The sequence below is a fragment of the Pedobacter sp. AK017 genome, from assembly GCF_014200825.1.
Classification (GTDB): Bacteria; Bacteroidota; Bacteroidia; order Sphingobacteriales; family Sphingobacteriaceae; genus Pedobacter; species Pedobacter heparinus.
In genome coordinates this window covers 508209-533989 of sequence record NZ_JACHCW010000001.1, presented here as the reverse complement: position 1 = coordinate 533989, position 25781 = coordinate 508209, and the positions used below count along the sequence as shown (strand labels likewise).

The 25781-nt window shown below is 42.2% G+C and carries 24 protein-coding genes; 11 read left to right on the top strand and 13 right to left on the bottom strand.

Annotated features, from left to right (window positions below; all coding sequences use genetic code 11):
- Positions 1 to 20: 20 nt before the first annotated feature.
- From HDC92_RS02405 to HDC92_RS02395, 3 genes are all read right to left on the bottom strand, one after another.
- Positions 21 to 1217 (bottom strand): ABC transporter permease, encoded by a 1197-nt coding sequence (locus tag HDC92_RS02405; protein WP_183872064.1) that lies wholly within the window; start codon positions 1215 to 1217, stop codon positions 21 to 23.
- Positions 1214 to 1843 (bottom strand): ABC transporter ATP-binding protein, encoded by a 630-nt coding sequence (locus HDC92_RS02400; RefSeq protein WP_012781605.1) that lies wholly within the window; start codon positions 1841 to 1843, stop codon positions 1214 to 1216. Before HDC92_RS02400 ends, HDC92_RS02405 begins: the two co-directional genes overlap by 4 nt.
- Before the next feature lie 127 nt (positions 1844 to 1970).
- Positions 1971 to 3596: an ABC-F family ATP-binding cassette domain-containing protein gene (locus HDC92_RS02395; RefSeq protein ID WP_183872062.1), complete on the bottom strand. Its 1626-nt coding sequence runs from the start codon at positions 3594 to 3596 to the stop codon at positions 1971 to 1973.
- A 71-nt stretch (positions 3597 to 3667) separates the two neighbouring features.
- On the opposite strand from HDC92_RS02395, the gene HDC92_RS02390 reads away from it, so the two are divergent.
- Genes HDC92_RS02390 through HDC92_RS02380 form a run of 3 tightly spaced genes read left to right on the top strand, consistent with a single transcriptional unit; the run spans position 3668 to position 5320 of the window.
- Positions 3668 to 4234 carry a hypothetical protein gene (locus HDC92_RS02390; RefSeq protein WP_036673875.1) on the top strand — a complete coding sequence of 189 codons (567 nt, stop codon included), beginning with the start codon at positions 3668 to 3670 and terminating at the stop codon, positions 4232 to 4234.
- 59 nt (positions 4235 to 4293) lie between these two features.
- Entirely contained in the window at positions 4294 to 4872 is a 579-nt protein-coding gene (locus tag HDC92_RS02385) for a nitroreductase (protein WP_183872060.1), read from the top strand.
- A gap of 1 nt (position 4873) precedes the next feature.
- Positions 4874 to 5320 (top strand): 3-oxoacyl-ACP synthase, encoded by a 447-nt coding sequence (locus tag HDC92_RS02380; protein WP_183872058.1) that lies wholly within the window; start codon positions 4874 to 4876, stop codon positions 5318 to 5320.
- Between the two features lie 6 nt (positions 5321 to 5326).
- Here HDC92_RS02380 and HDC92_RS02375 read toward each other — a convergent pair whose 3' ends face one another.
- Together HDC92_RS02375 and HDC92_RS02370 are read right to left on the bottom strand one after the other, a co-directional pair.
- Entirely contained in the window at positions 5327 to 6226 is a 900-nt protein-coding gene (locus HDC92_RS02375) for a polysaccharide deacetylase family protein (protein WP_183872056.1), read from the bottom strand.
- Between the two features lie 169 nt (positions 6227 to 6395).
- Positions 6396 to 7001, bottom strand: coding sequence for an outer membrane beta-barrel protein (locus tag HDC92_RS02370; protein WP_012781611.1), 606 nt, complete (start codon positions 6999 to 7001; stop codon positions 6396 to 6398).
- A 376-nt stretch (positions 7002 to 7377) separates the two neighbouring features.
- On the opposite strand from HDC92_RS02370, the gene HDC92_RS02365 reads away from it, so the two are divergent.
- Positions 7378 to 8856, top strand: coding sequence for a glycoside hydrolase family 130 protein (locus tag HDC92_RS02365; protein WP_012781612.1), 1479 nt, complete (start codon positions 7378 to 7380; stop codon positions 8854 to 8856).
- 34 nt (positions 8857 to 8890) lie between these two features.
- Here HDC92_RS02365 and HDC92_RS02360 read toward each other — a convergent pair whose 3' ends face one another.
- The gene (locus HDC92_RS02360) at positions 8891 to 11170 is read right to left on the bottom strand and encodes a glycosyltransferase family 4 protein (protein ID WP_183872054.1); all 2280 of its coding nucleotides are present in this window, start codon (positions 11168 to 11170) and stop codon (positions 8891 to 8893) included.
- Between the two features lie 268 nt (positions 11171 to 11438).
- Positions 11439 to 14033, bottom strand: a complete 2595-nt coding sequence (gene clpB, locus HDC92_RS02355) for an ATP-dependent chaperone ClpB (RefSeq protein WP_012781614.1) — start codon at positions 14031 to 14033, stop codon at positions 11439 to 11441.
- A 312-nt stretch (positions 14034 to 14345) separates the two neighbouring features.
- Between clpB and HDC92_RS02350 the strand changes: the two genes are divergently transcribed.
- Together HDC92_RS02350 and HDC92_RS02345 are read left to right on the top strand one after the other, a co-directional pair.
- Positions 14346 to 14630 carry a DUF1801 domain-containing protein gene (locus tag HDC92_RS02350; protein WP_255484358.1) on the top strand — a complete coding sequence of 95 codons (285 nt, stop codon included), beginning with the start codon at positions 14346 to 14348 and terminating at the stop codon, positions 14628 to 14630.
- 6 nt (positions 14631 to 14636) lie between these two features.
- Entirely contained in the window at positions 14637 to 15854 is a 1218-nt protein-coding gene (locus tag HDC92_RS02345) for an MFS transporter (protein WP_183872050.1), read from the top strand.
- 7 nt (positions 15855 to 15861) lie between these two features.
- On the opposite strand, the gene HDC92_RS02340 is transcribed toward HDC92_RS02345, so the two are convergent.
- On the bottom strand, positions 15862 to 17742 hold the full coding sequence (locus HDC92_RS02340; RefSeq protein WP_183872048.1) for a heparinase II/III family protein: 1881 nt from the start codon (positions 17740 to 17742) through the stop codon (positions 15862 to 15864).
- Between the two features lie 94 nt (positions 17743 to 17836).
- Here HDC92_RS02340 and HDC92_RS02335 point away from each other — a divergent pair, with 94 nt between their 5' ends.
- Both HDC92_RS02335 and HDC92_RS02330 read left to right on the top strand, forming a co-directional pair.
- The gene (locus HDC92_RS02335; RefSeq protein WP_183872046.1) at positions 17837 to 18139 is read left to right on the top strand and encodes an ArsR/SmtB family transcription factor; all 303 of its coding nucleotides are present in this window, start codon (positions 17837 to 17839) and stop codon (positions 18137 to 18139) included.
- 19 nt (positions 18140 to 18158) lie between these two features.
- A complete protein-coding gene (locus HDC92_RS02330) occupies positions 18159 to 19259 on the top strand; it encodes an NADH:flavin oxidoreductase (RefSeq protein WP_183872044.1) in 1101 nt (366 codons plus the stop codon).
- A 71-nt stretch (positions 19260 to 19330) separates the two neighbouring features.
- Here the strand turns inward: HDC92_RS02330 and HDC92_RS02325 are convergent, their stop codons facing one another.
- Together HDC92_RS02325 and pyrE are read right to left on the bottom strand one after the other, a co-directional pair.
- Positions 19331 to 19729, bottom strand: coding sequence for an SRPBCC family protein (locus HDC92_RS02325; protein ID WP_012781620.1), 399 nt, complete (start codon positions 19727 to 19729; stop codon positions 19331 to 19333).
- The gene (pyrE, locus tag HDC92_RS02320; protein ID WP_012781621.1) at positions 19729 to 20394 is read right to left on the bottom strand and encodes an orotate phosphoribosyltransferase; all 666 of its coding nucleotides are present in this window, start codon (positions 20392 to 20394) and stop codon (positions 19729 to 19731) included. The genes HDC92_RS02325 and pyrE overlap by 1 nt, the downstream gene beginning before the upstream one ends.
- Before the next feature lie 424 nt (positions 20395 to 20818).
- Here pyrE and HDC92_RS02315 point away from each other — a divergent pair, with 424 nt between their 5' ends.
- Positions 20819 to 21679 (top strand): RNA polymerase sigma factor RpoD/SigA, encoded by an 861-nt coding sequence (locus HDC92_RS02315; protein ID WP_012781622.1) that lies wholly within the window; start codon positions 20819 to 20821, stop codon positions 21677 to 21679.
- 145 nt (positions 21680 to 21824) lie between these two features.
- Positions 21825 to 22448: an NUDIX hydrolase gene (locus HDC92_RS02310; RefSeq protein WP_183872042.1), complete on the top strand. Its 624-nt coding sequence runs from the start codon at positions 21825 to 21827 to the stop codon at positions 22446 to 22448.
- Here HDC92_RS02310 and coaD read toward each other — a convergent pair.
- From coaD to HDC92_RS02295, 3 genes are read right to left on the bottom strand one after another with little or no spacing between them, the layout of a single operon-like run.
- Entirely contained in the window at positions 22443 to 22904 is a 462-nt protein-coding gene (coaD, locus tag HDC92_RS02305; RefSeq protein ID WP_012781624.1) for a pantetheine-phosphate adenylyltransferase, read from the bottom strand. The genes HDC92_RS02310 and coaD overlap by 6 nt on opposite strands.
- Before the next feature lie 11 nt (positions 22905 to 22915).
- Positions 22916 to 23455 (bottom strand): RsmD family RNA methyltransferase, encoded by a 540-nt coding sequence (locus HDC92_RS02300; protein WP_183872040.1) that lies wholly within the window; start codon positions 23453 to 23455, stop codon positions 22916 to 22918.
- Positions 23446 to 24276: a DUF3822 family protein gene (locus tag HDC92_RS02295; RefSeq protein WP_183872038.1), complete on the bottom strand. Its 831-nt coding sequence runs from the start codon at positions 24274 to 24276 to the stop codon at positions 23446 to 23448. The genes HDC92_RS02300 and HDC92_RS02295 overlap by 10 nt, the downstream gene beginning before the upstream one ends.
- 52 nt (positions 24277 to 24328) lie before the next feature.
- Here HDC92_RS02295 and HDC92_RS02290 point away from each other — a divergent pair, with 52 nt between their 5' ends.
- Positions 24329 to 25771 carry an ATP-dependent RecD-like DNA helicase gene (locus HDC92_RS02290; protein WP_183872036.1) on the top strand — a complete coding sequence of 481 codons (1443 nt, stop codon included), beginning with the start codon at positions 24329 to 24331 and terminating at the stop codon, positions 25769 to 25771.
- Positions 25772 to 25781 lie beyond the last annotated feature (10 nt).

The following is a 25781-nucleotide window of genomic DNA, read 5'->3' as shown; positions in this document are numbered from 1 at the left end:
GGTCTGATCGTTTGTTAGGGTTAATTTTTCGCTAATATCTTTGAAATGTTTGATCTGTAAGCCTGTACTGCCGGTATGATCGCTGCAAATATACCAATAGAAAGCCCTGCAAAAAACAAATATATCTCATTGGAAAGTAAAACAAAGCCAGTTAGCTGGGCCTGGCTGCTTTCCTGGTTGCTGCCAATAAACTCTAGTGCCAAATGTCCTAAGGCCATCCCAATTAATGTGCCTGCCAGTGTAAGCATCATACCTTCTGCAATAACAATCAGAGAAATTTTTGTCCTGGAGGCTCCTAAAGTGCGCATAATGGCCAGGTCGTAACTGCGCTCTTTTAAAGAGTTGTAGAGGTTTACAAATACACTGATGGCAGCAATAAGCATAATCAGCACAGCAAACCACTGCAGCGTATCTATACCTACGCCTATTAAAGAGAACAAGCGGGTGCTTTCCTGTGCAGGAGAGGCGGCCTGCATATTTGTGGTTTCATTAACCAGTCGCGGAAACATGGCTACCGACATAGGAGAGCGGTATTGGATCAGTAATGATGTCAGTTCGCGCTGCCCCTCATCATCAGCATGGTCATGGTCACCTTCTTCATGCTCATCATGCATTCTCCAAACACTGGCCACATTGGTCAGGATCAGGTTATCGGTCACATTTCCCTGGGCTTCCAGGATTCCGGTTACGGTGTAAGGGCGATTTTTATGTATATCGGTATTGCCTGTTAATCCATGGGCACCATAAAAGGTATCCCCGATTTTCAGGTGCAGGTTTTTGGCTACAGCCGTGCCAATGGTAGTTTCAAAGTCATGCTGCCAGAATTTTCCCTCTTTTATTTTTAGTTTGTACAGGCTCACAAAATTACTGTCGGTGCCCACTATACGCGTACCATTGTAATTGTCGCCCAATGCCAGGGGTACCGCTCTTTTTACAAAAGGACTGTGTGCAAGTTCCAGGGCCTCTTTTAAGGGGATATTTCCGGTAGGGAAATCAATATAATAAATACTACTGAGTATCAGTTGCAATGGGCTGCCTTTGGCACCAACCACCAGGTCTATATCCTTTGAGTTGTTTTCCAGTTTTTCGCCAATTTGTGCAGATGCCAAAAGCAAAATGGTGAGAATACCGGTGCCAAAGGCAATAAGTATGATATTAAGCGCTGCAGAGAGGGGTTTGGACCATAAACTTTTCCAGCTGATTTTTAATGGGCTCATGCTAATTGGTAAGTGTTTGTAAAGGCATCTTTTACTCTTTTATCGTGGGTAGCTACCACTAATGTAGCCTGGTTAATGTCCGATTGGTGCAGGAGTAAGGCCAGTACTGCAGCAGCATTTTTATCATCCAGACTTGAAGTAGGCTCGTCTGCGATGATCAGGGTAGGTTTGTTGATCACTGCACGGGCTATAGAAACCCTTTGCAACTGGCCCTGACTCAGCTCGTTGGGATAGGCCTCTTTTTTTTCGGCTATACCCAAAGAACTCAGGACTTCATGCACACGGTTTAAATCTGCAGGCAGGCCGGCAAAACTTTGGGCCAGTACCAGGTTATCTGAAATATTTAAGCTTTTGATCAGGTGGGGTCGCTGGAATATAATGCCGATGTTCCGACCCCTGAACTGGTCCAGCTTTTTGGAAGATAAATTATAAATAGAAGTTTCATTGATCCTTACCTCACCGGCTTCAGGTTTCAATATACCGGTAAGTATGTGCAGGAGCGTAGTTTTTCCACTGCCAGATTCGCCAAGTAGCAGCCATTGTTCAGCTTTATTGATTTGCCAGTCTTTAAACGCAATAGCTTTTCCCCCTGGATAATGATGCGAAAGTGATGTTAATGAGATCATGTCTGTTCTATGCTCCTGTTGTGTGTGCTATACAAAAATAGCATACACAATTTAATTGCCTATGCTATTCATGTAAAGTATTTGCTATTTACAAAAGCTTGTCATAAAACAAAGTTTTGTAATAGCCTTATTTTGAATACATTTTTGCCCTCAGTTCCGCTACATCCGGATTGCTGATGTACTCGTCGTAGCTCATCATCTTATCAATCACCCCCTTAGGAGTCAGCTCAATAATGCGTGTTGCAACAGATTCTGTTAGTGCATGATCCCTTGAAGTAAACAATGCTGTGCCTTTAAAATCCTTTAATCCGTTGTTTAAAGCAGTAATAGACTCCAGGTCGAGGTGATTGGTAGGCTCATCAAACAACAAAAGGTTAGCGTGTTTCAGCATCATCTGCGAAAACATGCAGCGCATCTTTTCACCACCGGATAGTACCTTTACATTTTTCAATACCTCTTCGCCCGAGAAAAGCATGCGTCCAAGAAAGCTCCTTACAAATTGTTCATCCTGATCTGTACCCGAATACTCCCGTAGCCAGTCTACCAGGTTTTCATCCTTACCTTCAAAATAAACCGAGTTGTCATTAGGAATATCGGCCATATTGATGGTTACACCAAACTTAAATTCGCCGGTATAGTTCTTTTCACGCGCAGTAAGCACATTGTAAAAAGCAGTAGTGGCCAGGCTGTTTTGCGACAGCACCGCAATCTTATCTCCTTTATTCACCATAAAGCTGACGTTCTTAAACATCACGTCGCCATTTAAAGTACAAGATAAATTTTCTACCTGTAAAATCTGGTCGCCCGCCTCTCTGCCCAGATTATTGAACAAGATGGCCGGGTATTTCCTGCTGGAAGCTTTAATCTCAGAGATGTCGATTTTATCCAGGGCTTTTTTACGCGATGTAGCCTGTTTCGACTTGGAAGCATTGGCGCTAAAACGCTGAATAAATTCCTGCAGCTCCTTAACTTTCTCTTCCAGTTTTTTATTCTGGTCGCTGCGCTGTTTCAGGGCCAGTTGGCTCGATTCGTACCAGAAGGTATAGTTACCAGAGTAAATACTCATTTTGCTGAAATCTATATCCACAATATGAGTACAAACCGCATCTAAAAAGTGCCTGTCGTGAGATACTACCAGTACAATGTTCTGATAATCTGCCAGAAAATTCTCTAGCCAGGCAATGGTATCAATATCCAGATCGTTGGTAGGCTCATCCAGCAGCAGGATGTCAGGATTGCCAAATAAGGCCTGTGCAAGTAATACACGTACCTTTTGGGTTCCGTCCAGTTCTTTTAACTGTTTATAGTGGTGTTCTTCTTTAATGCCTAAGTTGCTCAGCATGGTGGCTGCATTGCTTTCCATGTTCCAGCCATCCATTTCTGCAAATTTGTTCTCCAGTTCACCAGCACGCTCGCCATCTTTGTCTGTAAAATCTTCTTTCAGGTAAATGGCATCTTTTTCCTTCATGATGTCGTACAATTCCTTGTGGCCCATCATTACGGTTTCAATCACAGTAAATTCATCAAACTCATAATGGTTTTGTTTTAAAACGGCCATACGTTCCCCTGGTGTAAAAGCTACACTCCCCGTGGTCTGGTTCACTTCACCAGATAAAATTTTGAGGAAAGTGGACTTGCCTGCACCATTGGCCCCAATTACGCCATAGCAGTTGCCATGGGTGAATTTTAAGTTGACATCTTCAAATAAAGTTCTTTTTCCGTAACGGAGTGATAAATTAGAAACTGAAATCATATTGCTGAAAAATAAGCCGCAAAGGTAGGTATAATTTATTTTATTAAGTTTGATGTTTAGATTTTTATACAGTGAACAAAGAGGAATTAACCGCAAGATTGGATACACCTGTGCAGTTTCAAATGGTAGCCAGTTTAACCGCTATTGCTGAAATCAAGGGTTTGGCTATCAACGAACTGATGGAAATCAGTTTTCATAAAAAGAAGGAAGTGGCTTTCAGGGCAGCCTGGATGCTGGAGTATCTCATGACGCATAAACCTGAGCAGTTCAGTAAATACCTGGATGAGTTACTGACCTTATTTCCCAGGCAGAAAAATCCTTCGGCCATGCGCCATTATGCTAAAATTATGGCTTTACTAACCGATAAAAGGGCCCATCAGATTTATAAGGAGCGCGTGCTGCAAATAGATTTTGAACCCCTGATTGAAGTGCTCTTTAACTGGCTGATAGATACAGAAACCCTGGTAGCTACCAAGGTACATTGCATGCAGGCCCTGGCAAACCTGTTGCCCAGGTACGAATGGTTTAAGGACGAACTGCTGGAAACCATTGATTACCTGATGGGTGTAGAAAGCATTGCTTTTTTTGCCCGTGCCAAAATGGTAAAAAAACAATTAAAAAAGTATTACACCGTGTAAACATTTCCATTGGCCTTTAATTCTATTTTTGCAGACATACGATCGCTCGGTTAAGAATTATGGAAAACGAAATCGCAATTTTAAGTCATATCATCAAACGCCGGAGAAGTATTTTTCCGGTTAGCTATACCCGGCAGGAGATTCCGGTAACTGTGATCAGACAGATCCTGGAAAGTGCAAATTATGCACCCACACATAAACTGACTGAACCCTGGAGGTTTATGGTATTCAGGAATGAAGGAAAAACGAAACTGGGCATCGAACTTGCACGTTTATATAAAGAAAGCACCCCTGCCCCTCAGTTTCTGCAGAAAAAATATGACAGCATCACAGAAAAAATAGCCCAGTCCAGCTGTGTGATCGCTTTAAATGCGCAACTGCATCCGGATAAGGTACCGGAATGGGAGGAACTTGCAGCCCTTGCCTGTGCTGTACAGAATATGGCCCTTACCGCCGAAGCCTTAAATGTAGGCGCGTACTGGAGTTCACCAGGCATGATTGCAAATCTTAAAGAATATCTTAACTTAGGTGGACGGGAAAAATGTTTCGGACTTTTTTATATGGGGTATCACAATGAAGAACCCAGGGAAGCAAAACGTACACCAATGGCAGAAAAAATTAAATGGATAGAGTCGTAATATGGATAAAGGGATAGTATATCAGCTTTGTTTAGATTTCATCAAACAAAGGATTCAGACTGCAGAAACGGCGCTTGCCCAGGCCAGGGAAGCCAGTAACGACGATACAAAAAGCAGTGCCGGTGACAAATACGAGACCAGCCGCGAAATGATGCAGCAGGATATAGACCGGAATAAACGTTTATTGATGGATGCACAGGAAAATATGAAGACTCTGGAGGCTATAGGACAGGCAACTGCATCGGATACGGTGAGCGGGGGCAGTCTGGTATACACCGATGAAGGCATTTTTTACATCAGTATCAGTGCAGGTCAGCTTCATGCAGGTGGTAAAACGGTATTTGCCATCTCAGCAGCATCACCCATCGGTAAACTGATGCTGGGCAAAAAAAAAGGAGATGACTTTTCCTTTAACGGGAAGAAGTATCTCCTTAATGAGGTGCTGTAAACCGGGTTAAAAGCTTCTTACAATACTGTTGTGTAAGGTTTTAGGGCTCCAGTAGCCACTGGCAATAATCCTTCTAACGGTAAACAAAGGGTCGTTCTGGTCACGCTTATCTGCCAGTGAAAAGGCCATTCTAAACCCACGTTTTTTGAGTTCAGGAATGCCTTCTGCATTCCATAAGCCAAAAGGATAGGCAAATTCTGTCATTTTTTTGCCGGTAATCTCTTCCAGTTTTTTAGTGGGTTTATCTAGCTGCTCTTCCCAGTCTTTTCCCTGGTATTTCTTAAAGTTCTTATGGTCGTAAGTATGGCTGCCGATCACATTTCCTTCATCAGAAAGCTGTTTGATCTGCTCTTTGCTCATGTAATCTACAAATTTACCTTTCTTGCCAATGGACACTGTCATGATAAAATATACGGCCTTATAGCCATATTTTTTAAGGGTGGGGGCTGCAATGGTAAACTGGTCCATATCTGTATCGTCAAAAGTGAACATGATAGGTTTGGAAGGCAGGGCTGCGCCTGTATTTAAATAAGCATACAGCTGATCTGGTAAAATGGAATGGTAACCGCTATCGGCCAGCATCTTAACCTGATCTTTAAAATTTTGTATTTCAACAATATAATCTTTACCTACTTTTCCATCCGTGGGCTTCCAGTTGCGGATCTGGTGATAACACAATATCGGAACCTGTTTCCGGGCGAGAATGGTCTTTGCATCAGCAACATTTATTTTAGAAACATCCACCTGGGTGTGCTGATCCTTTTCAGGAGTTCCGGTGGTTTCAGCTACTGCAATGGCAGTGCTGTCTTTTGCATCCGAACCTGTTGCACCTGTTTGTGATTTTGACTGGCATCCGGCAGCAAAAAATACCGCTGCAGCCATAAATGGTAAAAAGTGATGTTTCATATTAAGTAATGCTATTTCATATAGGGTATCTGACGCAAAACTATAAAATCAAATCCAATAAAAGATGGAAAGCATCAGGAGTTTTCAATAAACAGCCATAAAAAAAAAGCCCCCGCCTAAGCAAGGGCCTTTTATCTAACCAAACTAACTTTTTATGAAAAACCTGGGCTTAGAAGTGGAACATCACACCCAGTTTTGGGGTAATGGTGCTTGCATCTAAACCAAAAGTATCTGTTTTTGCTTTATTGCCTGTAGCAGCATCTTTAACAGTGTAATTGTTATATCCCAAGCCATCTACAGAAACCTCTATGCCAACTCTTTTAGTAGGATAGAAAGCAAATCCAGGGGCAAGTTGTACACCTATTGAAGTTGTTGTACCTTTTTTGTCGCCCACATCGCCGGTAACGCCGTCTACATCTTTAACGTTTCCGAAAGCCATAGGTACCGATAACTGACCAAAGAATTTGAACTGATCAGACAATCCAACATAATAACGGCCAAAAGGTGCAACCTCAAAAGATTGGTTTAAATATTCCTGACTTACCTTTTTGTCATAATTGTAACCAACTCCGGTACCAATAGCAAAATTATCGCTTACAAAATATCCAACAGAAGGTACTACATTAAACCTGAAATCTGATTTCGAAGCCCCTTCTTCTTTTGTAGAGTTTAAACCTAAGCTACCACCAACAATTATTTTTCCTTTTTCTGTTTGAGCCTGAGTGGTAAAAGCTAAACCTGCAACTGCAACTAATGATAATAATAATTTTTTCATCTTCTTAATTTTTAATTTATAATCTGGTCTTTTCTGTTTTTATGTTCTGACCATTTACGGTATATAGTCAACCCTTGTGCCAATTAAATGTTGCCTTTGCTGAGTAAAAATGACACTTTTTGTAAGTGCTTAATTGATAAGTGAATATATTTTTTTTCGCTGCTGTTTATTATTTTACCATGACAATCCAGCTTAAATTATGACAAATCTCGTACTGCTCCTTTTATTCAAACTGACTTTTATTGTAATATTGTCAGTTGTTATGTTGTCTGTTTTGGTATACATGTTAACAAAAACATGTCGGCCTGCTAACGTTTTTTCTAAAAAAACTATAAATTCATAAATCTTTGTGCCCATCTAAAGCGTTATACATACCATGAGATTATTAATAGAACGAAAACCAGTTAAAGTATACCCAGATCCTAAACGGGTAATTGCAAGATTTTTTTTTAACGGAGATGAAAGAGCTGTAGAAGTGGTGAGGCATGTACTGGCCCTTTCGGATAAGGATGTATTCGGACTGATCTCGCCTTTGTTACAGGAATATTCCAAGAGGCACCGGAACATCACCAAAATACTTGCCCGTCACTGTAAAAAGATCAAACACTGTATAGAAACGGCGGGTTACGATTTTGAATCGCTTGATAAATATCAGAAGTTGCTGCTTGGATCCTATTTCACACATGAATATTCTATAGAATCTGCAGCTTTTTTTAACCCTTCGGTAGTAGAAGACCCTGATCAGTCCGACCTGGTTGAAGGTGAAAAAAGGCTGATCATCAGTTTCAGGGCAGTAGGTGAGGGGCACATTTCTTCCGTCGTGTTCCGTCGTGCACTGATAGACCGTAACCATAACATTACGGTAATCCCGGTAGGCAATTATATTGATGAAGCAGAGATCATTAAGAACGCGGTCTATAATAAAAAACTATTTCTTAAAAAAGCGGCTGATTCCCGCATAGATATAGAGGTTTTGGATGAGGTAGGTGTTAAACTGGAGGATAAATTCGATTATGCCACACTCAGAAAGATCATTCTTGACAGCAAAGGTCTGCAGGAAGATGACCTTAAAAAACTGGAATATGACAAGATCCTCTGGTTGTCGGATACCTACCATGAGATCAGCTTTTCGAGGGACACCGATATTTCTGACCGGGTGATTTTCCCCATCTCTGAATTTGAGCGCAAGGGTATAGAAGATGCCAGGTTTGTCCGTTTTGTAAAAGATGATGGCAGCATTATTTTTTATGCCACCTATACTGCTTTTGATGGGGCCATGATTATGCCCAAGCTATTGCAGACCACGGATTTTTACGATTTTAAGATCAGTCCGCTACATGGTATTGGTGCGCAGAATAAAAATCTGGCACTTTTTCCACGTAAGATCAACGGCAAATATGCCATGATGTCGCGCATAGATGGCTGGAACAACTACCTAATGTATTCCGATAAGCTTACGGTATGGGATAACCCTGTAAAGCTGCAGGCACCACAGTTTCCATGGGAATTCATACAGATCGGTAATTGTGGTTCGCCTATAGAAACTGAGGCCGGCTGGCTGGTCATTACCCATGGTGTAGGGCCAATGCGCCGTTACTGCCTGGGAGCCAGTTTGTTTGATCTGAATGATCCTTCAATAGAAATAGGAAGGTTAAATGAGCCACTGGTTATTCCCAATACAGATGAAAGGGAGGGGTATGTACCTAATGTGTTGTATTCCTGTGGTTCGATCATTCACGATGGTGAACTGATCATTCCCTACGGCCTATCGGATTATTGTTCTTCCTTTGCCACGGTAAAAATAGCACTGTTACTGGAAAAACTGGAAAGCACGGACTTATATCGTCCTGCATAGCTTTCCAGTTTAGGTATAAATTGTTTTAATGAATTTAGCTGAGTATCTGTTTTTGTACAGTTGTCAGGTCGCTGCTCTGAATGTATTCATATTCAAGCGCTTTCAGTACTACCAGGTGCGAAATCCAATAAGCCAGTGTACTTTCTGCACCCTGATTGCGGTTTACACCATGTGGTTGAAGGCCATCGCCACAACCCTTTGTTTCATGGTCAAATAAAGGAAGGTGTAAACTGTTTTCGCCCAGAAACCACTGGTAACAGAGGTACATCTGTTTAATATAGGTCAGGTCGTGCGTAATTTCATAAGCTTTAAAATACATCAGTACCATGGCCATGGTTTCAATTGCCTGCTGATCATATAAGGCCATTGAATTGCCTTCCCTATACAGCCAGCCATCATTGCCCACCGGGTTTAAATAACCATATATTAGGGTCTTCTGGCTCAGGTATTCCATACTTTCCAGAGCGATGTCCAGGGCTTCTTTATCTTTAGTGGTCTGGTAATAAGACAACAGTGCCAGGGGTAAAATGGCATTATCGTAGGTCATCTTGTCCTCAAACCAATGCCAGTGCCCCTTTTTATTCTCCCTGTAAGCAGCTTTCAGGGGCTCAGCCAGTAAATCAAACTGCTCCCTGATGTGCTCATCGCCGGGATGTGCTTTCAAGTAATTTGACAGGCCGATCATGGTATTTCCTATGCCCCTTAAATGGCCCAAGTTTTTAAAATGGGGGACAGATTTATTGAAAAGCTCTCTTGCGAATTCCCTGTAAGAATTGTTCGGGGCATTGTGGATCAGGTACCCCAGCGCCCAAATGGTGCGGCCAAAGGAATCTTCAGAGCCAATCTCGTCCAGGTAATCACGTGTAAAGCTCAAAAAATTCCTGAAATTGCCATCATCACGTTGCATGTACTGGATATAGCTTAAATAAACCGGTAACAGTTCTAATGCTACTTTGCTCTTATTTTGCTGATAAGCTAAAATGGCCATTATTAAAGCCCTGGCATTGTCGTCCAGGCAATAGCCCTCTTTGAGGTTAGGAATCCCATATTTAGCATGCTGTACAATACCAGTATCGTCTGTGAGTCGCTGAATGTGGGCCAGACTGAAGGAGGGCATCGCATCAGGATCTATAATCTGTTTACCGGTATTGTCTTTTTCGGCCAGCGATTTAGAGATGGCCTCTTCCAGTACGTCCACAAATACCTGTCCTGTACTTGGCCAGCGCAAATGAAGTCCGTATTCATAGGCATTTGCTTTCAGCTGGTTTAATTTTTCCCCGTCTTCAAACAGCTCATTTACAATAGCTGCCAGCGCATCCGCATCTTTAAAATCGAATAAACGCCCCCTGTTATCTGCCAGTAATTCCTGGGCATGCCAGTAAGGGGTAGAAATTACTGCAGCTCCTGCACCAACCGCATAAGAAAGTGTGCCGCTGGTAATCTGGGCCTCATTTAAATAGGGGGTAATGTACATATCACAGGCAGTTAAATACTCAAACAACTGCTCTTCCGATACAAACTTGTTGATAAAAGTAAGGTTGTCTTCCACATTGAGCTTTCTGGCCAGTTTTTTAAGGCTGTCGCGATATTCCTCTCCTGAATTCCTGATTACGCCAGGATGTGTAGTGCCCAGTACCACATACATGACGTCGGGATTTTTGGCCACTATTTGTGGTAAGGCCTCAATTACGGTTTCCAGGCCCTTATTCCTGCTGATCAGACCAAAAGTGAACAATACTTTTTTATTTTTAAAGGGCAGGGACAGTTTTACAGGATTATCCGTTTTTGCCTCCAGGTCAGGTACACCATGTTCTATCAGCTGTATCTTACTAAAAGGGATGCCATATATACTGGTTAAAAAACCAACTGCCCTATGGCTCATCACAACTATCCGGGAAGAATGTTTGGCGATTTCCCTGATAATGGTGAGCTGCATATAGCTCGGGTCTTTTAATATGGTATGCAAAATGGTAACCAGTGGTTTTTGCAGTCTTGCAATGAGTGGAAGGATATAAACCCCGTTTTCACCACCGTAAATGCCAAATTCATGCTCCATAATACAGGCATCCACTAAACTTGTATTGATATAATCAGCTGCCCTGATATAATCTTTTTGATTTTCCTGCCTGATCTGGTACTTTACTTCCCTGGGGTATTCATACTGGTCCAAATTCTCGGAATCATTCATGGCCACCACGTAACTGTCCTCAGAAACGGCAGTCTTATCATAACCAATGGCCCTGAGCAGGTTGTGGTTAAACGTAGCAATGCCACATTCGCGTGGCGGATAAGTAGATATATAAGCGATTTTCATATTGTTAAAAGAATCTTTACTGCTCTATCAACAATCATCGCGTTAAATTGTTCTTGATTAAATCATTTTTTATTTATTAAATCTTGTTAAAACTTAAACAAAATCATTTTTTAAGAAAAACTGTTTAAGAATGGAGGTGTTTTCCGGGTTTTTTTGCTTTTATTAAAGATTGTATCGGCTCTCAAATGTAATTTCAGAAAAAAAAGCCTTAATGATTGATCATTAAGGCTTTTAAAATTAATTAAAGCATTAAAAAGAAGGGTAAATATTATTTATTATTAAGAAATACAAATTTGTGATCAAACATATCCAGTTTGATCTTACTTTCTTTATCCACTTTTCCGGCAAGTATTTCTTTGGAAAGCTCATTTAAAATGCGTTTCTGGATCACACGTTTTAACGGACGGGCACCAAACTGCGGGTCGTAACCCAATTCTGCCAGCCAGTCCAATGCCTCCGTTGAAGCCTCTATTTCTATTCCCATTTCTGAAAGGGTATCCTGTACCTGTTTAAACTGCAGGTTTACAATGTCCCTCAGCTCATTGCGGTTAAGTGGGGTAAACATGATCAGTTCATCAATCCTGTTTAAAAATTCGGGCCTGATGGTTTGCTTTAACAGTTCAAACAGTTCATTTTTAGTTTTGGCAATTACCTCGTCCCTGTTTTCATCATTCAGCGATTTAAAATTATCCTGGATCAGGTGTGAACCAATATTAGAGGTCATGATGATAATAGTATTTTTAAAGTTCACCACGCGGCCTTTATTATCCGTTAACCTGCCATCGTCCAAAACCTGCAATAAAATGTTGAATACATCAGGATGTGCCTTTTCAATCTCGTCCAGCAATACCACCGAATAAGGTTTGCGGCGTACGGCTTCAGTCAGCTGCCCCCCTTCATCATAACCCACATAGCCTGGAGGCGCACCAATTAAGCGTGAAACTGCATGGCGTTCCTGATATTCGCTCATGTCAATACGGGTCATGGCATTTTCGTCGTTGAACAGGAATTCTGCCAATGCCTTTGCCAGCTCGGTTTTACCTACACCTGTAGTGCCCAGGAATATGAATGAACCAATGGGTTTTCTTTTATCCTGCAGGCCGGCACGGGAGCGGCGGATGGCATCAGATATCGCTTCAATAGCTTCATGCTGTCCTGCTACACGTTTGTGCAGTTCCGTTTCCAGATTCAGCAACTTTTCACGCTCACTGGAAACCAGTTTGGTTACCGGAATACCGGTCCACCTGCCTACCACACCTGCAATGTCGTCAGCAGTAACTTCTTCTTTCAGCATGCGGCCTTCGGTTTGCTGACTTTCCAGCTGTACTTTTAGTTTTTCAACTTTGTCCTGTGCCTCTTTTATTTTGCCGTAGCGGATTTCGGCAACCTTTCCGTAATCGCCTGCGCGTTCAGCCTGATCGGCTTCCAGCTTATAGTTTTCGATCTGTTCAATCTCATTGTTGATGTTATCTACCAGGTCTTTCTCGCCCTGCCATTTGGCTTTAATTTCATCCCTTTCAGCCGAAAGGTTGGCAATTTCTTCAGCCAGTGATTTCACCTTCCTGGTATCATTTTCCCGCTTGATCGCTTCACGTTCAATTTCCAGCTGCATAATTTTACGGTTCAGTTCATCCACTTTCTCCGGCACGCTATCCATTTCCAGACGCAGTTTAGACGCTGCCTCATCCATCAGATCGATGGCTTTATCCGGTAAGAACCGGTCGGCAATATACCGTTGCGACATTTCTACAGCGGCAATAATGGCCTCATCTTTAATCCGCACCTTATGGTGGGTCTCATAGCGTTCTTTTAACCCACGCAAAATAGAGATGGCATCCTGAGTATCCGGCTCATCTACCATCACCTTTTGGAAACGGCGCTCCAGGGCTTTATCCTTTTCCAGGTATTTCTGGTATTCATCCAAAGTTGTTGCACCAATGGCACGGAGCTCACCGCGGGCAAGGGCAGGTTTTAAAATGTTTGCCGCATCCATTGCACCTTCGCCACCACCGGCACCAACCAGAGTATGGATCTCATCAATAAACAAAATGATATCGCCATCACTCTGTGTAACCTCTTTTACTACTGCTTTCAGTCTTTCCTCAAATTCTCCTTTATACTTTGCACCGGCTATCAAGGCGCCCATATCCAGCGAATAAACTGTTTTAGTTTTCAGGTTGGTAGGCACATCACCTTTGATGATCCTGAAAGCGATACCCTCGGCAATGGCTGTTTTACCCACACCAGGCTCACCGATCAGGATCGGATTGTTTTTTGTACGTCTGGATAAGATCTGGATTACGCGTCTGATCTCTTCATCCCGGCCAATAACAGGGTCCAGTTTTCCGGATTCTGCATATTCATTTAAATTTCTTGCATATTTATTAAGGGCATTGTAAGTTGCCTCGGCATTTTGTCCCGTTACATGGTTGTCGCCCCGCAAAGCGATAATCGCTTTTTTAAGGTCTTTTTCAGTAACCCCCTGATCTTTCAGGTGTTTTGCGGTATCGTCATTTACCGAAAGCAGGCCAAGTAATACATGCTCTACAGAAACAAATTCATCTTTAAACTCTTTCAGGTAAGAATTTGCTTTTTGCAAAGCGGAATTACTGCCCGACGTTAGGTAAGGGCTGCTGCCTGTAACTTTCGGAAATTTTTCAATCTGTGCGTCCAGTTGCTGGTTCAGCACATTTAGGTTTACATTTAGTTTCTTTAGTACATAAGAAACTACATTTTCGTCAACAGTAAGCAAACCCTTCAGGATGTGCGCTGTTTCAATAGCCTGCTGCTGATTGCCAGTGGCTATTTCAGAAGCCTGTTGAATTGCTTCCTGAGCTTTTATGGTAAAGTTGTTGAAATTCATATCAACAAATAAACAAAGCAGATGCCATCTTGTTTTTTTGTTTAAGAACTGAAATTTTGTCGGTAATTTTTGTTTTTAAATGACGAAATTACTGATGTAGATTGTTTTAATCGGAAAAAATGTCTTGTTAAGATTAATATTTTTTAATGTCCTAAAAAACTTGTCTTTCGGTTTCATTGTATTTAGCATCACGGGCTGCATTTGCAGTATGCATTTTTTATGGATATATTTGTTTTTCTATTTCTATATCCTATGTTAACCCCTCTCGAAAGTTTCTATTTAAATCAGCAAGAACCCTTAAGGGGCTGCTTAATGGCTTTAAGAGATTGCATTTTAAAGCAGGACGAACACATTACAGCAGAGTGGAAATATAAACTCCCCTTCTTTTACTTTAAGGGAAAGATGTTGTGTTACCTTTGGATCCATAAGAAATATCGTCAGCCTTATATCGGAATTGTAGAAGGGAACAGGATTGCACATCCGGACCTGTTACAGGAAAAACGGGCAAGGATGAAAATATTATTGATAGCGCCTGAAAGGGACTTGCCCGTGGAAAAGATCGGGCAGATACTGCGCGCTGCGCTTGCCTTATATTAAAAGAAGATGAAAGAGTTTTTTAGATTGTACTTAGAGGCCTACAGAGGGCTCTCTACCCCGGCATGGATGCTGGCATTGGTGATGCTGATCAACAGGAGCGGAGCAATGGTCATTCCCTTCTTAGGGGTTTATATGGTAAACCACTTAAATTTTAGCATAGAAGATACGGGCACTGTACTAAGCTGTTTTGGTATTGGCGCTGTATCAGGCTCTTTTTTAGGTGGCTGGTTAACAGATAAAGTGGGTCATTTTAAAGTCCAGCTGTTTAGCCTGATCCTGACTGTGCCCATGTTTTTTCTGTTGCCCGAACTGAATACTGTTTTAAAGCTGGCCATTGGTGTGTTTATACTCAGCATTATATCAGAGACCTTCAGGCCTGCAAACTCGGTTTCTATTGCTTATTATTCGAGGCCGGATAACATTATCCGTTCTTTTTCTTTAAACCGGATGGCGGTAAACCTTGGTTTTTCTATAGGTCCCGCCCTTGGGGGCTTTCTGGCTGCAGTATCGTATACCTTTTTATTTTACGGAAATGCTGTTGCGGCGTTTTTATCGGCTTTATTGTTCTTTATTTACTTCCGCAACCGTAAGGGAAATGAAAAGAAAGCGGTTGTCCAGGAGAGTTTTACTGTTGATCCTGGCACAAGCCGTTCTCCGTATAACGACGGGCTTTTTATCGCTTTCAGTATGCTGAGCTGTATATATGCAATTTGTTTCTTTCAGCTGCTGAGCACCCTGCCTTTGTATTACCGCACAATTTATAAACTTACTGAAGCCGACATTGGAATTATTCTGGCTTTTAGTGGCATGGTGGTGTTTTTGTTTGAAATGCTCCTGGTACACATTGCCGAGAAAAGAATGACCGCCAGGGCAGTTATTGTATGGGGTGTATTGCTTTGCAGCCTGTCGTTTTTTATCCTCAATTTAACAAATGGTATCTGGGTACTGTACTTAGCTATGTTTGTGCTTTGTATTTCCGAAATTCTGGCCATGCCCTTTATGTCTACCGTAACCCTGCAGCGTTCCTCGTTAAAAACCAGGGGCGCCTATATGGGCATTAATGCTTTGTCTTTTTCTGCTGCACATGTGTTCTCGCCATTTGTGGGCACCAGGATAGCTGCTGCTTATGGATTTGAAACCCTGTGGTACGGTACTACGTTGGTACTGTTGCTTACAGCTGCTGGGTTTTTGCTGGTCATGAAAAAAATGAAGTTATCGGCATAAATGCTGCTTATCGAAATGGTTTTTTTTCCCATTGTGCTATGGATTTCGTTTTTTGTATGCTATTTTTTTTCTGAGCCTGAGGGATTAACAATACCGTAAGTACGGCTGGTGATTTTTCCGGTAAAGTGGTTTCAAAGCCAAGCATTACCGTGCCCGGATTGGGTGCATCATAAGCTGTTGTTGGGGCGGTAGACCATGTTTTAAGCTGGATATGAACAGGTTCCTGTACTTTTAAATATAGCTTTTTGCCATTTTTACTCAGCTCGGCCTCGTTGGGGCCAATGATTTTTACATCAGCAGCAGTAAGCATAGCCCAGCGTACCTTTGTTGCCTTGGCACCGCCTTCCAGTTCATCCCGAACCACCACATACTGCTTGTTAACAAGGGCAATTCCGCGGATGGCTTTAGAAAGCTGTGTTTTATAAACAGAACTGATGTCTACCACCGTGTTCATATAAGCCGGATTGTCCGAATAACTGACAATAGGGGCGTAACCATCCACATCTTGGAATTCGTTGTTAAAGCTGAGTGTGTTGTGGTACAGGTTATTGTACCTCAGTACCTGCCAGCGTTGGGAGTTTTGTTTCATATTCCATAGGTCGATCCCTTTAGCTTCTAAAGATTCATAACCCTGCATACCAAAATCGCTGGCCCATCTTACCCCATCTGCTTCCATTACAAAAGAGCCTACATCCATGTGGCCGTGGTTAACAGAAGGGGAGCCACCTTTCATGCCAATATACAGGGCATTGGGATCTGTCCATGAACTGCGCATCATCGCTACTGGGTTACTGCCTTTTCCTGTCCACATCGTTTTCTTCGGAGCCGGGATTTTATTCAGCTGGATACCACTGCTCCAGATCAGCAGGGCAGGCAGGAGGCGGTCGTCAGTAAGATGTTTAACTTGTTTAGCCAGGTAAGTCCTTTCAGTAAACAAGAGCGAAGGATCCTTTAGTTTTGCTGCAAACCAGAACATTGCCGGGTTAATTTCTTCGCCAGTGCCGGAATCAAAGTAATTGAAAGGCTGGCCGGTTGGTCCGGTCATGTTTAAAAGAAAGCCTGCGGTCTTTAAAAAGCCTGGTTGTTCTGAAAGCCCGAAATCGGTTGCAAGGGCTTTTTGAAAGGCACTGATCAGCAGTACGTTAAAAGTTGTCCCATAATTCCAGTAACCATAACCTTCGGGATAGGCCCCGTCGGGTTCATAGATCTTCATAGGGAGTTCAATGGTATTGATGGCGCGGTTAATGATCGTTTGGGCAAGTTCAGGTTGTTCTTCATAAACAGCGATTGCACCAAATGAAAGTCCGGCATTGCATACCTGGTTCCAGTTGTGTGCAGCTTTAAGCCAGAACATATTGCTGCCATTTAGCATCGACGGCTGAAGCCCTTTGGTGATGATGGCTGTTTTTATAGCTATTCTGGAGCTTTCGGGCAGTTCCTGGTAAAGCCAGTCGTACCCAATGGCCAATGCCAGGGTCATCTCTGCCACATCCAGGAAATGGTCGGGGTTCCAGTCTTCAAAAGCAGCTGCGGCCAGCATTTCCTTCTCGGCCCTCTGCAGGTATTTTTGCTGATGGGTCATTCTCCATGCATAAGAAAGATAGAAAACCCTTTGCAGGCAGGTTCTTGATTTATCAAGTAAGCGTCTTCCGATTTTGATCCTTTCTACCGGCGGATCCTTTAAAAACTGATCGCATTTGGCCAGTATGCCATGGTGTACGTTTTGCAGCAGAACGTCATTTTTAATGGTTTTTTTAATGTTTTCTTCTTCTCCGGCAAGCAGGAGCAACCTGGGATGGGCCGGGAAGTTTGTTTTTCCGGACAGTTTATTTTGTGCAGCAGCACAGCAGGCGAGCAGAAAAAACAGGGCTGTAAAAAAAGTTTTCATTGGCCCTTAATATACAATATTTATTTTCATCAGCATATTGTCATCTATTTTAAATTAATAGGAATATCGGGAAAAGTCGATATATCTTTGTGCCATGGATCAGCTCGAAGTCTTTAAAGCATTATCTAATAAGACCAGGCTGCAAATTTTGCAATGGCTTAAGGAACCTGAAAAATATTTTCCGGAACAGGAACATGCCGATTTTGAAAGTGTAGGAGTTTGTGTGGGTCAGATACAGCAAAAGGCAGGTTTAACACAGTCTACCGTTTCAGAATATTTGTCTATGCTCCAGAAATCAGGTTTACTGGAGTCGACCAGGCTGGGGCAGTGGACTTACTACAAAAGAAATGAAGCGGCTTTTGCCCGGTTGAGCGATATCATCCAATCTGAAATTTAATAATTAATTACAATATCATATGAGTACTGCAAATCTATTCAGGCCTTTTAGTCTGAAATCATTGAACATAAAAAACAGGATTGTAATGGCACCAATGACACGTTCTTTTTCACCTGCTGGTGTGCCAACAGCAGATGTTGCTGCCTATTATTCCAGAAGGGCGGCAGGCGAAGTGGGCTTAATCCTGTCGGAAGGAACGGTTATAGACCGTGTTTCTTCGTCAAATGACCCTAATGTCCCTCATTTTTATGGTACTAAAGCATTGGCCGGATGGAAGGAAGTGATCCATAGCGTGCACCATGCCGGAGGAAGTATGGGACCCCAGATCTGGCACATGGGGATTATGGATAACCATCATTCGGGATGGTTACCTTCCGCACCTTTTGAAGGGCCATCTGATTTGAACAGACCTGGTTTTTCGAATGGTGTGGCGATGACACATGACGATATTGATGCGGCTGTTAAAGCTTATGGAAAAGCTGCAGCTGAAGCAAAGAGACTGGGTTTTGATTGCGTGGAGGTACATGGTGCACATGGCTATCTGATAGACCAGTTTTTTTGGGAAGGCACCAATAACCGGAGCGATAATTACGGGGGCCAAACCCTGGCCGAGCGTACCAGGTTTGGTGTAGAAGTAATTAAAGAAGTGAGAAGACAGGTAGGCGAGGATTTTACCATTATTTTGCGATTATCTCAATGGAAGCCAGCCGATTATACTTTTAAGCTGGCTAAAACGCCTAAGGAAATGGAGTCCTGGTTGGAACCCCTTGTTGAGGCTGGTGTAGACATCTTTCATTGTTCGCAGCGACGCTTCTGGGAACCTGAGTTTGAAGGGTCGGATCTGAACTTTGCAGGCTGGGCCAAGAAAATAACTGGAAAAGCAACCATCACTGTTGGTTCTGTGGGTTTGTCGGGCGAGTTTCTGGCAGCCTTTAAAGGAGAAAGTTCTGAGCCAAGTTCATTGGAAGAGCTGATGAGAAGAATGGATAGGGGCGATTTTGACCTGGTTGCTGTTGGCCGGCCATTGCTGGCAGATCCAAACTGGGTACAGAAAATAAGGGACGAACGCCTTAGCGAATTAAAAGGCTTTTCAAGGGAAGCGCTGATGCAATTGTTATAACATCAGCTGCATACCTGATGCATAAAAAAAGCGCCGGTAAAATGCCAGCGCTTTTTTTGTTTTAAATGCAGTTATTTTAATACTTCTGCTAGCCTTTCTGTCTGATGATCGGCCAGCTTTTTTAAAGGGCCTGCAGCCAGCATTTTCATCATCATGTTCAGGTCGGCCGATATAATATGCTTGGCTATGGTGCCACCCTTTCCATTGTCGGCCACTGTCCACTTTAACTCTACATCAAAGGGTGCTTTTTCAACAGGAATGGCAACCAGTTCCTTATTCTCTATGCGGTTGGAAATTTTTATGGACAGTTTGGCCATGTTTTGTATGGTAAAACTGGCTTCATCTGCTGTGGAAGACCAGTTATAGATATTTTCAGGCATCAATTGCTGATGATTGTTCAGGTCTGCCAAAAATGCATATACCTTTTCTACAGGTAAATTTAACTCTGTCGTACTTTCAATAACTGTCATTAGCTGTTATTTAATTCTTCTAATTCTTTTCCCCATTCAGCAGGGTTCCTGCGCCATTTTGTTAAAAGATCTACATCTTTCTGAGCAATAAAGCTATGTTCTGCTGCGTATTCGATTAAAGTGTTGTAGTTGGAAAGTGTAGCATAACGGCATTTTGCTGCTGCAAAGTTTTCGTCAGCCTGGTCAAAACCATAAGTAAATATGGCAACCAGTCCGGCTACTGATAAGCCTGCTTTTCTTAAAGCTTCAACAGCCTGTAAGCTGCTTTTTCCTGTCGAGATCAGGTCTTCTATCACCACTACCCGTTGTCCTTCTACAATCTCGCCTTCTATAAGGCTTCCTGTACCGTGTTCTTTTGCTTTAGCCCTTACATAAGCAAATGGTAAACCGAGTTCCTGGGCTACCAATGCACCCTGTGGGATACCTGCCGTGGCTACACCTGCAATCAGGTCTACAGAGCCAAACTCTTCCTGTATCAACTGGGAAAGCTTTTGTCTGATGTAGGTCCTAACGGAGGGATGGGAAAGCGTGACCCTGTTGTCACAGTAAATTGGGGATTTCCAACCAGATGCCCATGTAAACGGGTTAGCCGGCTGTAACTTTATTGCTTTTATTTGTAATAAAAATTCAGCTACCTTTAATTCAATATCACTTTTATTATACATGGTTCAAAAATACGGAATTCTTTACATTTGTGCGAACCCTACCGCGAACTATGTATTTAGTCCGGGATAGAGAATTACAGAAAATGCTCGTTTAATTTAATTATTACCTATGCCGGCAAATATCGTTAATTAATTTGGCAGGATCAGGTGTTTTTTTGTATTTCATTGATTATAAGTTTGATAAAGAATTTATTTGTTGCTATACTCCTGCGGCCGACCAATCGGCCCGTTCCCTAAGTCTGCCTGCTGGAATTAACTGTATTATTAAATTTGGTATGGCTGGTTCTCAGACCATTGCTTTAAAATTTTATTTTGTTTTTTGCTGTTTTTTTAGTGAAATGAGCTGTAATTATTAGATTACTAGACTTTTTCAATTCGTCTGATGAACTTTGCCGGAAGCTTCACATAAAGGTACGAGTTCATTATGAAGGAAATCAGGATTGAAAGATCAATTACCAACAGGAGCCAGGATTCCCTGGCCCGCTACCTGCAGGAAATTTCAAAATACCCCTTGCTGGATGCAGAGGAAGAAATTGTCCTGGGAAAGAGGATTAAAGAAGGAGACTGGGATGCACTGCAAAGGCTGGTTAGCAGTAACCTGCGTTTTGTGGTTACAGTAGCTAAAAAATATGAAAGTCCGGACCTGTCGCTGGCCGACCTGATTTCGGATGGAAACATTGGCCTGATCAAGGCTGCAGAACGTTTTGATGAAAAAAGAGGTTTCAAATTTATTTCTTATGCTGTATGGTGGATCCGACAATCTATCCTGCAGGGAATGAACACCAGTAAACGAATGGTACACCTGCCCATGAGCCAGATCAGCGGGATACGGCAGGTAAAGAGATCAGAAATAAAACTGGAGCAGGAGCTTCAACGGATACCCTGCAGGGAAGAACTTGCCGGATTTATGAAGACTGCTGAAGAGGTAGTTTATGATTATCTGTATATTTCAGGTAGCCAGGTCTCATTGGATGCACCAACTGAAGGTCAGGATGGCGTGCTGATTCCTTGTATTGTTCAGTACGACAAAGGTCCGGCACCGGATGCCAGTCTGGAACGGGAATCACTTGAGAAGGATGTGCAACGCATGATGGACATCCTTAGTCCGCGCGAACGGAGCATTCTTTTTCTTGCTTATGGTATGGGTAACAACAGGCCATTGCAAAATGACGACATCAGTACTTTACTTGGATTAAGTACTGAAACAATCCGCCGTTCTAAAAATAAGGCACTGGACAGGCTCCGGGGCTTAAAAGAAATAAAAATGATGCGCAGATATCTTTAATTACACAATAATTATTTTTTATGCTTTAATTCTGTACTTTTAAAATTTGTTTTTCATCGCTGTTTTTGCATTTTGTTCAGGATGATTTCGGCTGTAAAAACAAAAAATACTGAAACTAAGGGCTTAGGAAAATGAAGGTAACATCATGAAAAAATATAGGATTTACATTAACGACAACACTTTATATATTACTGCAACTGCACCCGAACTGATTACTGAGATTGAACAGCTGGAGGTTGAGGGTTTTTATTTTCCCTCCTTTTATAAAAGGTTAAGTACGGTGTCGGGCAAATCCTATTTATTGATAGATAAGGACCCGCAGGCATTGTTTAAAAGCATAAAAAAAAGCTGCACGATCATTAAAGCAGCTGGTGGACTGGTAGCCAGTGCCAAAGGCAGGCATCTTTTTATTTTCAGGAATAAAAGATGGGACCTGCCCAAGGGAAAAGTAGAGAAGGGCGAGAAAATGAAGGAAGCAGCCTTAAGAGAAGTGGAGGAGGAATGCGGGGTGAAAATTTATACCAATGGGGATAAGCTCTGTAAAACTTATCATGTATATACCATGGGCACTAAAATAGTACTTAAAAAGACGAACTGGTATAGTATGACCGTTAAGGGCGAACCTAAACTGATCCCCCAAAAAGAAGAGGGCATTACAAAGGCCTGCTGGCTGGGCAAAGATGAGCTTAAGCCCATAATAGCAAATACTTATCCTTCTATTATGGACGTACTGGAAGCCGGTGAGCTTTTAGAACAGCGTGTTTTATAAATGCGAAATGGCTTCCTGAGGTAAAAACTTGCTCACATCGCCATGGTTGCGTAAAATATCGCGTACAATGGTAGAGCTGATGGCAGAATATTCAGGTTTGCTTAAAATAAAGATGGTTTCCATTTCGGGCATCATGGTCTGGTTGATCTGGGCTATGGCCCTTTCATACTCAAAATCACCGACAGAACGTATACCCCTCACCATGTACCTGGCATTTATTTTTTTGCAGAAATCAACAGTTAAGCCTTCGTACAGCTGTACATCTACTGCAGGGATGCCTTCAAATACTGTTTTTACAATTTCTTCACGTTTTTGTGCAGACAAGAAACTCTGTTTGGAGCTGTTTAAGCCTATGCCAACCACAATTTTATCAAATAAAGGTAGGGCACGCTTTAGGATATCGACATGGGCGATGGTAATGGGGTCAAAAGAACCGGGAAAAAGTGCGATCTTCATAATGAAATGGATTAATACGTTTTTTCAAAAAAACTAAATGAGGAATTGCCGTAACGCCGGGTTTCTGTATAGCCTGGCTGGTCATTGAGTTTTAGCAAAGAGGGGTGTTCTACAATTAACAACCCATTGTCGGTAAGCAGGTTGTTTTTCATTACCAGCCCGGGAATTAGCGGAATGCCCGGGATGTTGTAAGGAGGATCTGCAAAGATGATCTGGTAAGCCTGCTGTGGCTGTTCAAGAAATTTAAAAACATCTGCTTTTTGTACCTCTATTTCCTGTAGCTTATGTTTTTCTATAATAGATTTTACCCAATACACACATCCCGAATGCTTATCTACCGCAGTAACCTGTTTTATCCCCCTCGAGGCAAACTCTATACTGATATTGCCTGTTCCGCAAAACAGGTCGAGCACATTGCAGTTCTCAAAATCGTAAGTGTTGTATAGAATATTGAACAGGGCTTCTTTGGCCATATCTGTAGTGGGCCTTACGGGCAAACTTTCGGGGGCATTGAAACGGATGCCTTTTAATCTTCCTCCTATTATTCGCATAAATCAAGGGCTAGCAGGCTGCTGTAATAATGAGCGGGCATATCATCCAGGATCTTTTGATCTGCTTCTTTTGTAGGAGGTAAATTGAACCGGATAATTTTGAAATATTTTTCTATAGAAAGGTAGTATTTGTTCCCTTCATGTATGATCCCACTCAGCTGTACTTCGGTATAGGCTGTATTGAGCTGGAGCTGACTGATGATGAGCAGGAGGTAGTAATTAAATTCTGCAGCATTTTCTGTCTGATAGTAGTGCTGAAAGATTAATTTTTCATCTGTAATGTAGGCTGCATGAAAGGCTGCAGCAGTAAAATCAAGCAGCAAAGTACTTTGCTTGTTCGGCCTGGCCAGCGCTAAAATCGGTGCATTTTGTGCATATAGCTTATAATTGCTTAACGAGGCAGCCAGAATCTCTTCTGTAAATTGCTGTAAAGTAAAAATGGAAGTAAAGCCAAAGGTGTTGAATGGCCTGGTATGCAGGTTGGCCGACTGTTCTTCTGTAAAGAATTTGGTATACTGCCCCAGTTGCTGCGGGTCAAACAGCTCGTTGGGGATATCTATTGTATTCCCGGTATGTACAGCAATTTTTGTTTCTTTGAAGGTCAGGTTTAGATAAACGTCTGTTTTTAGCCTGACAGCCAGGGTTTGGGATATATTGTTACATTCCTGCTCATCGTAAATGGCTTTGAGCTGATCGCTGCTTTTATCTATGATGGCATAAGAAAAATTATCCGGCGTTATTTTTACCAGCAGATCACAATTTGCTGCAGTATTTGGGTCAAATTCCGGATCAACCAGTAGTATGCTGTTTTTATTATCCATATTAGCAAAATTAATCCTTTTTTCTATAACATCACCATCGCATATTTGTTAAATGGATAAAGCAGCAATTATAGCAGGGGCATACGCTTTTACACCAACCGCTGAACAGCTTGATTTTTGCAGGGAAATGGCTGAGTTTTTATCGCATGGACTGGATAACCAGTGTTTTATATTAAGGGGCTATGCAGGTACGGGTAAAACCACCTCCGTAGCTGCACTGGTCAAGGCTTTGAGCCAGTTTAAGTATCGTTCTGTATTGCTGGCGCCCACAGGCAGGGCTGCAAAAGTAATGAGCAATTACACAGGTAAAAAAGCGCTTACCATCCATAAAAAAATATACAGGAAACGTGCTGCAGTAGCTACAGACCTTTCCTTTCAGCTTGCGCCCAATCTGGCCGAACATACCCTGTTTATTGTGGATGAAGCCTCCATGGTTGCGGATGAGTGGATTACCCATACAGGCTCTTCTTTTTTAAAGGATTTAATGGCGTTTGTGTACAATGGTAAAAACTGTGCTCTGGTCTTTGTAGGGGATACAGCCCAGCTGCCACCAGTTGGGAGTATAGACAGCCCTGCTTTAAACAAAGCATACCTGGCATCAAATTTTGGTAAGCTGGTAAGTGCTGTTGAACTTAAGGAGGTGGTGCGGCAGGAAAAAAGATCGGGCATTCTGGCCAATGCGACCATGTTGCGGCAGCTCATCAATAACCTGGAGGCTGAAAATGAAGGGAAGGTGGTTTTACCTAAATTCATGACTAAAAACTACAAAGATATATTCAGGATGACGGGCCTGAAACTGGTAGAAGGACTGGAGTATGCTTATGGCAAATTTGGCATTGAAAATTCGCTGGTGGTATGCAGGTCAAATAAATCGGCTAATGTATACAACCAGCAGATCAGGGCCCGATTGCTGTATCGCGAAGAAGAACTTACCGGTGGAGACCAGATTATGGTGGTCAGGAACAATTATTTCTGGCTGCCCGAAAATGAATCAACCGCTTTCATTGCCAATGGCGATATGGCCAGGGTTGTGCGGGTAAGAAGGACAGAGGAGCGCTACGGCTTTCGTTTTGCGGAGGTTCAGCTTGAATTTCTGGATTTTCCGGATGTGGGAACGGTTACCTGTAAGGTAATGCTGGATACACTTACTGTAGAAGCCCCGAATTTATCTTATGAACAAAATAATAAGCTGTTTGAGGAATTAAATATAGATTATGAGCATATTAAAAATAAACGGGAACGTTTTAATGCCATTAAAGAAGATCCATATTACAATGCACTGCAAATTAAATTTGCTTATGCAGTAACCTGTCATAAGGCACAGGGCGGTCAGTGGGACGCTGTATTTGTTGATCAGGGCTATTTAACGGATGAAATGGTAGACATGGATTTTTTAAGGTGGCTATATACAGGTGTTACAAGGGCAAAAAGAGAATTATTTTTAGTAAATTTTGCCCCTAACCTGTTTTTGGCCCCTGCCGAAGACCAATTTTAAAATTAAACGA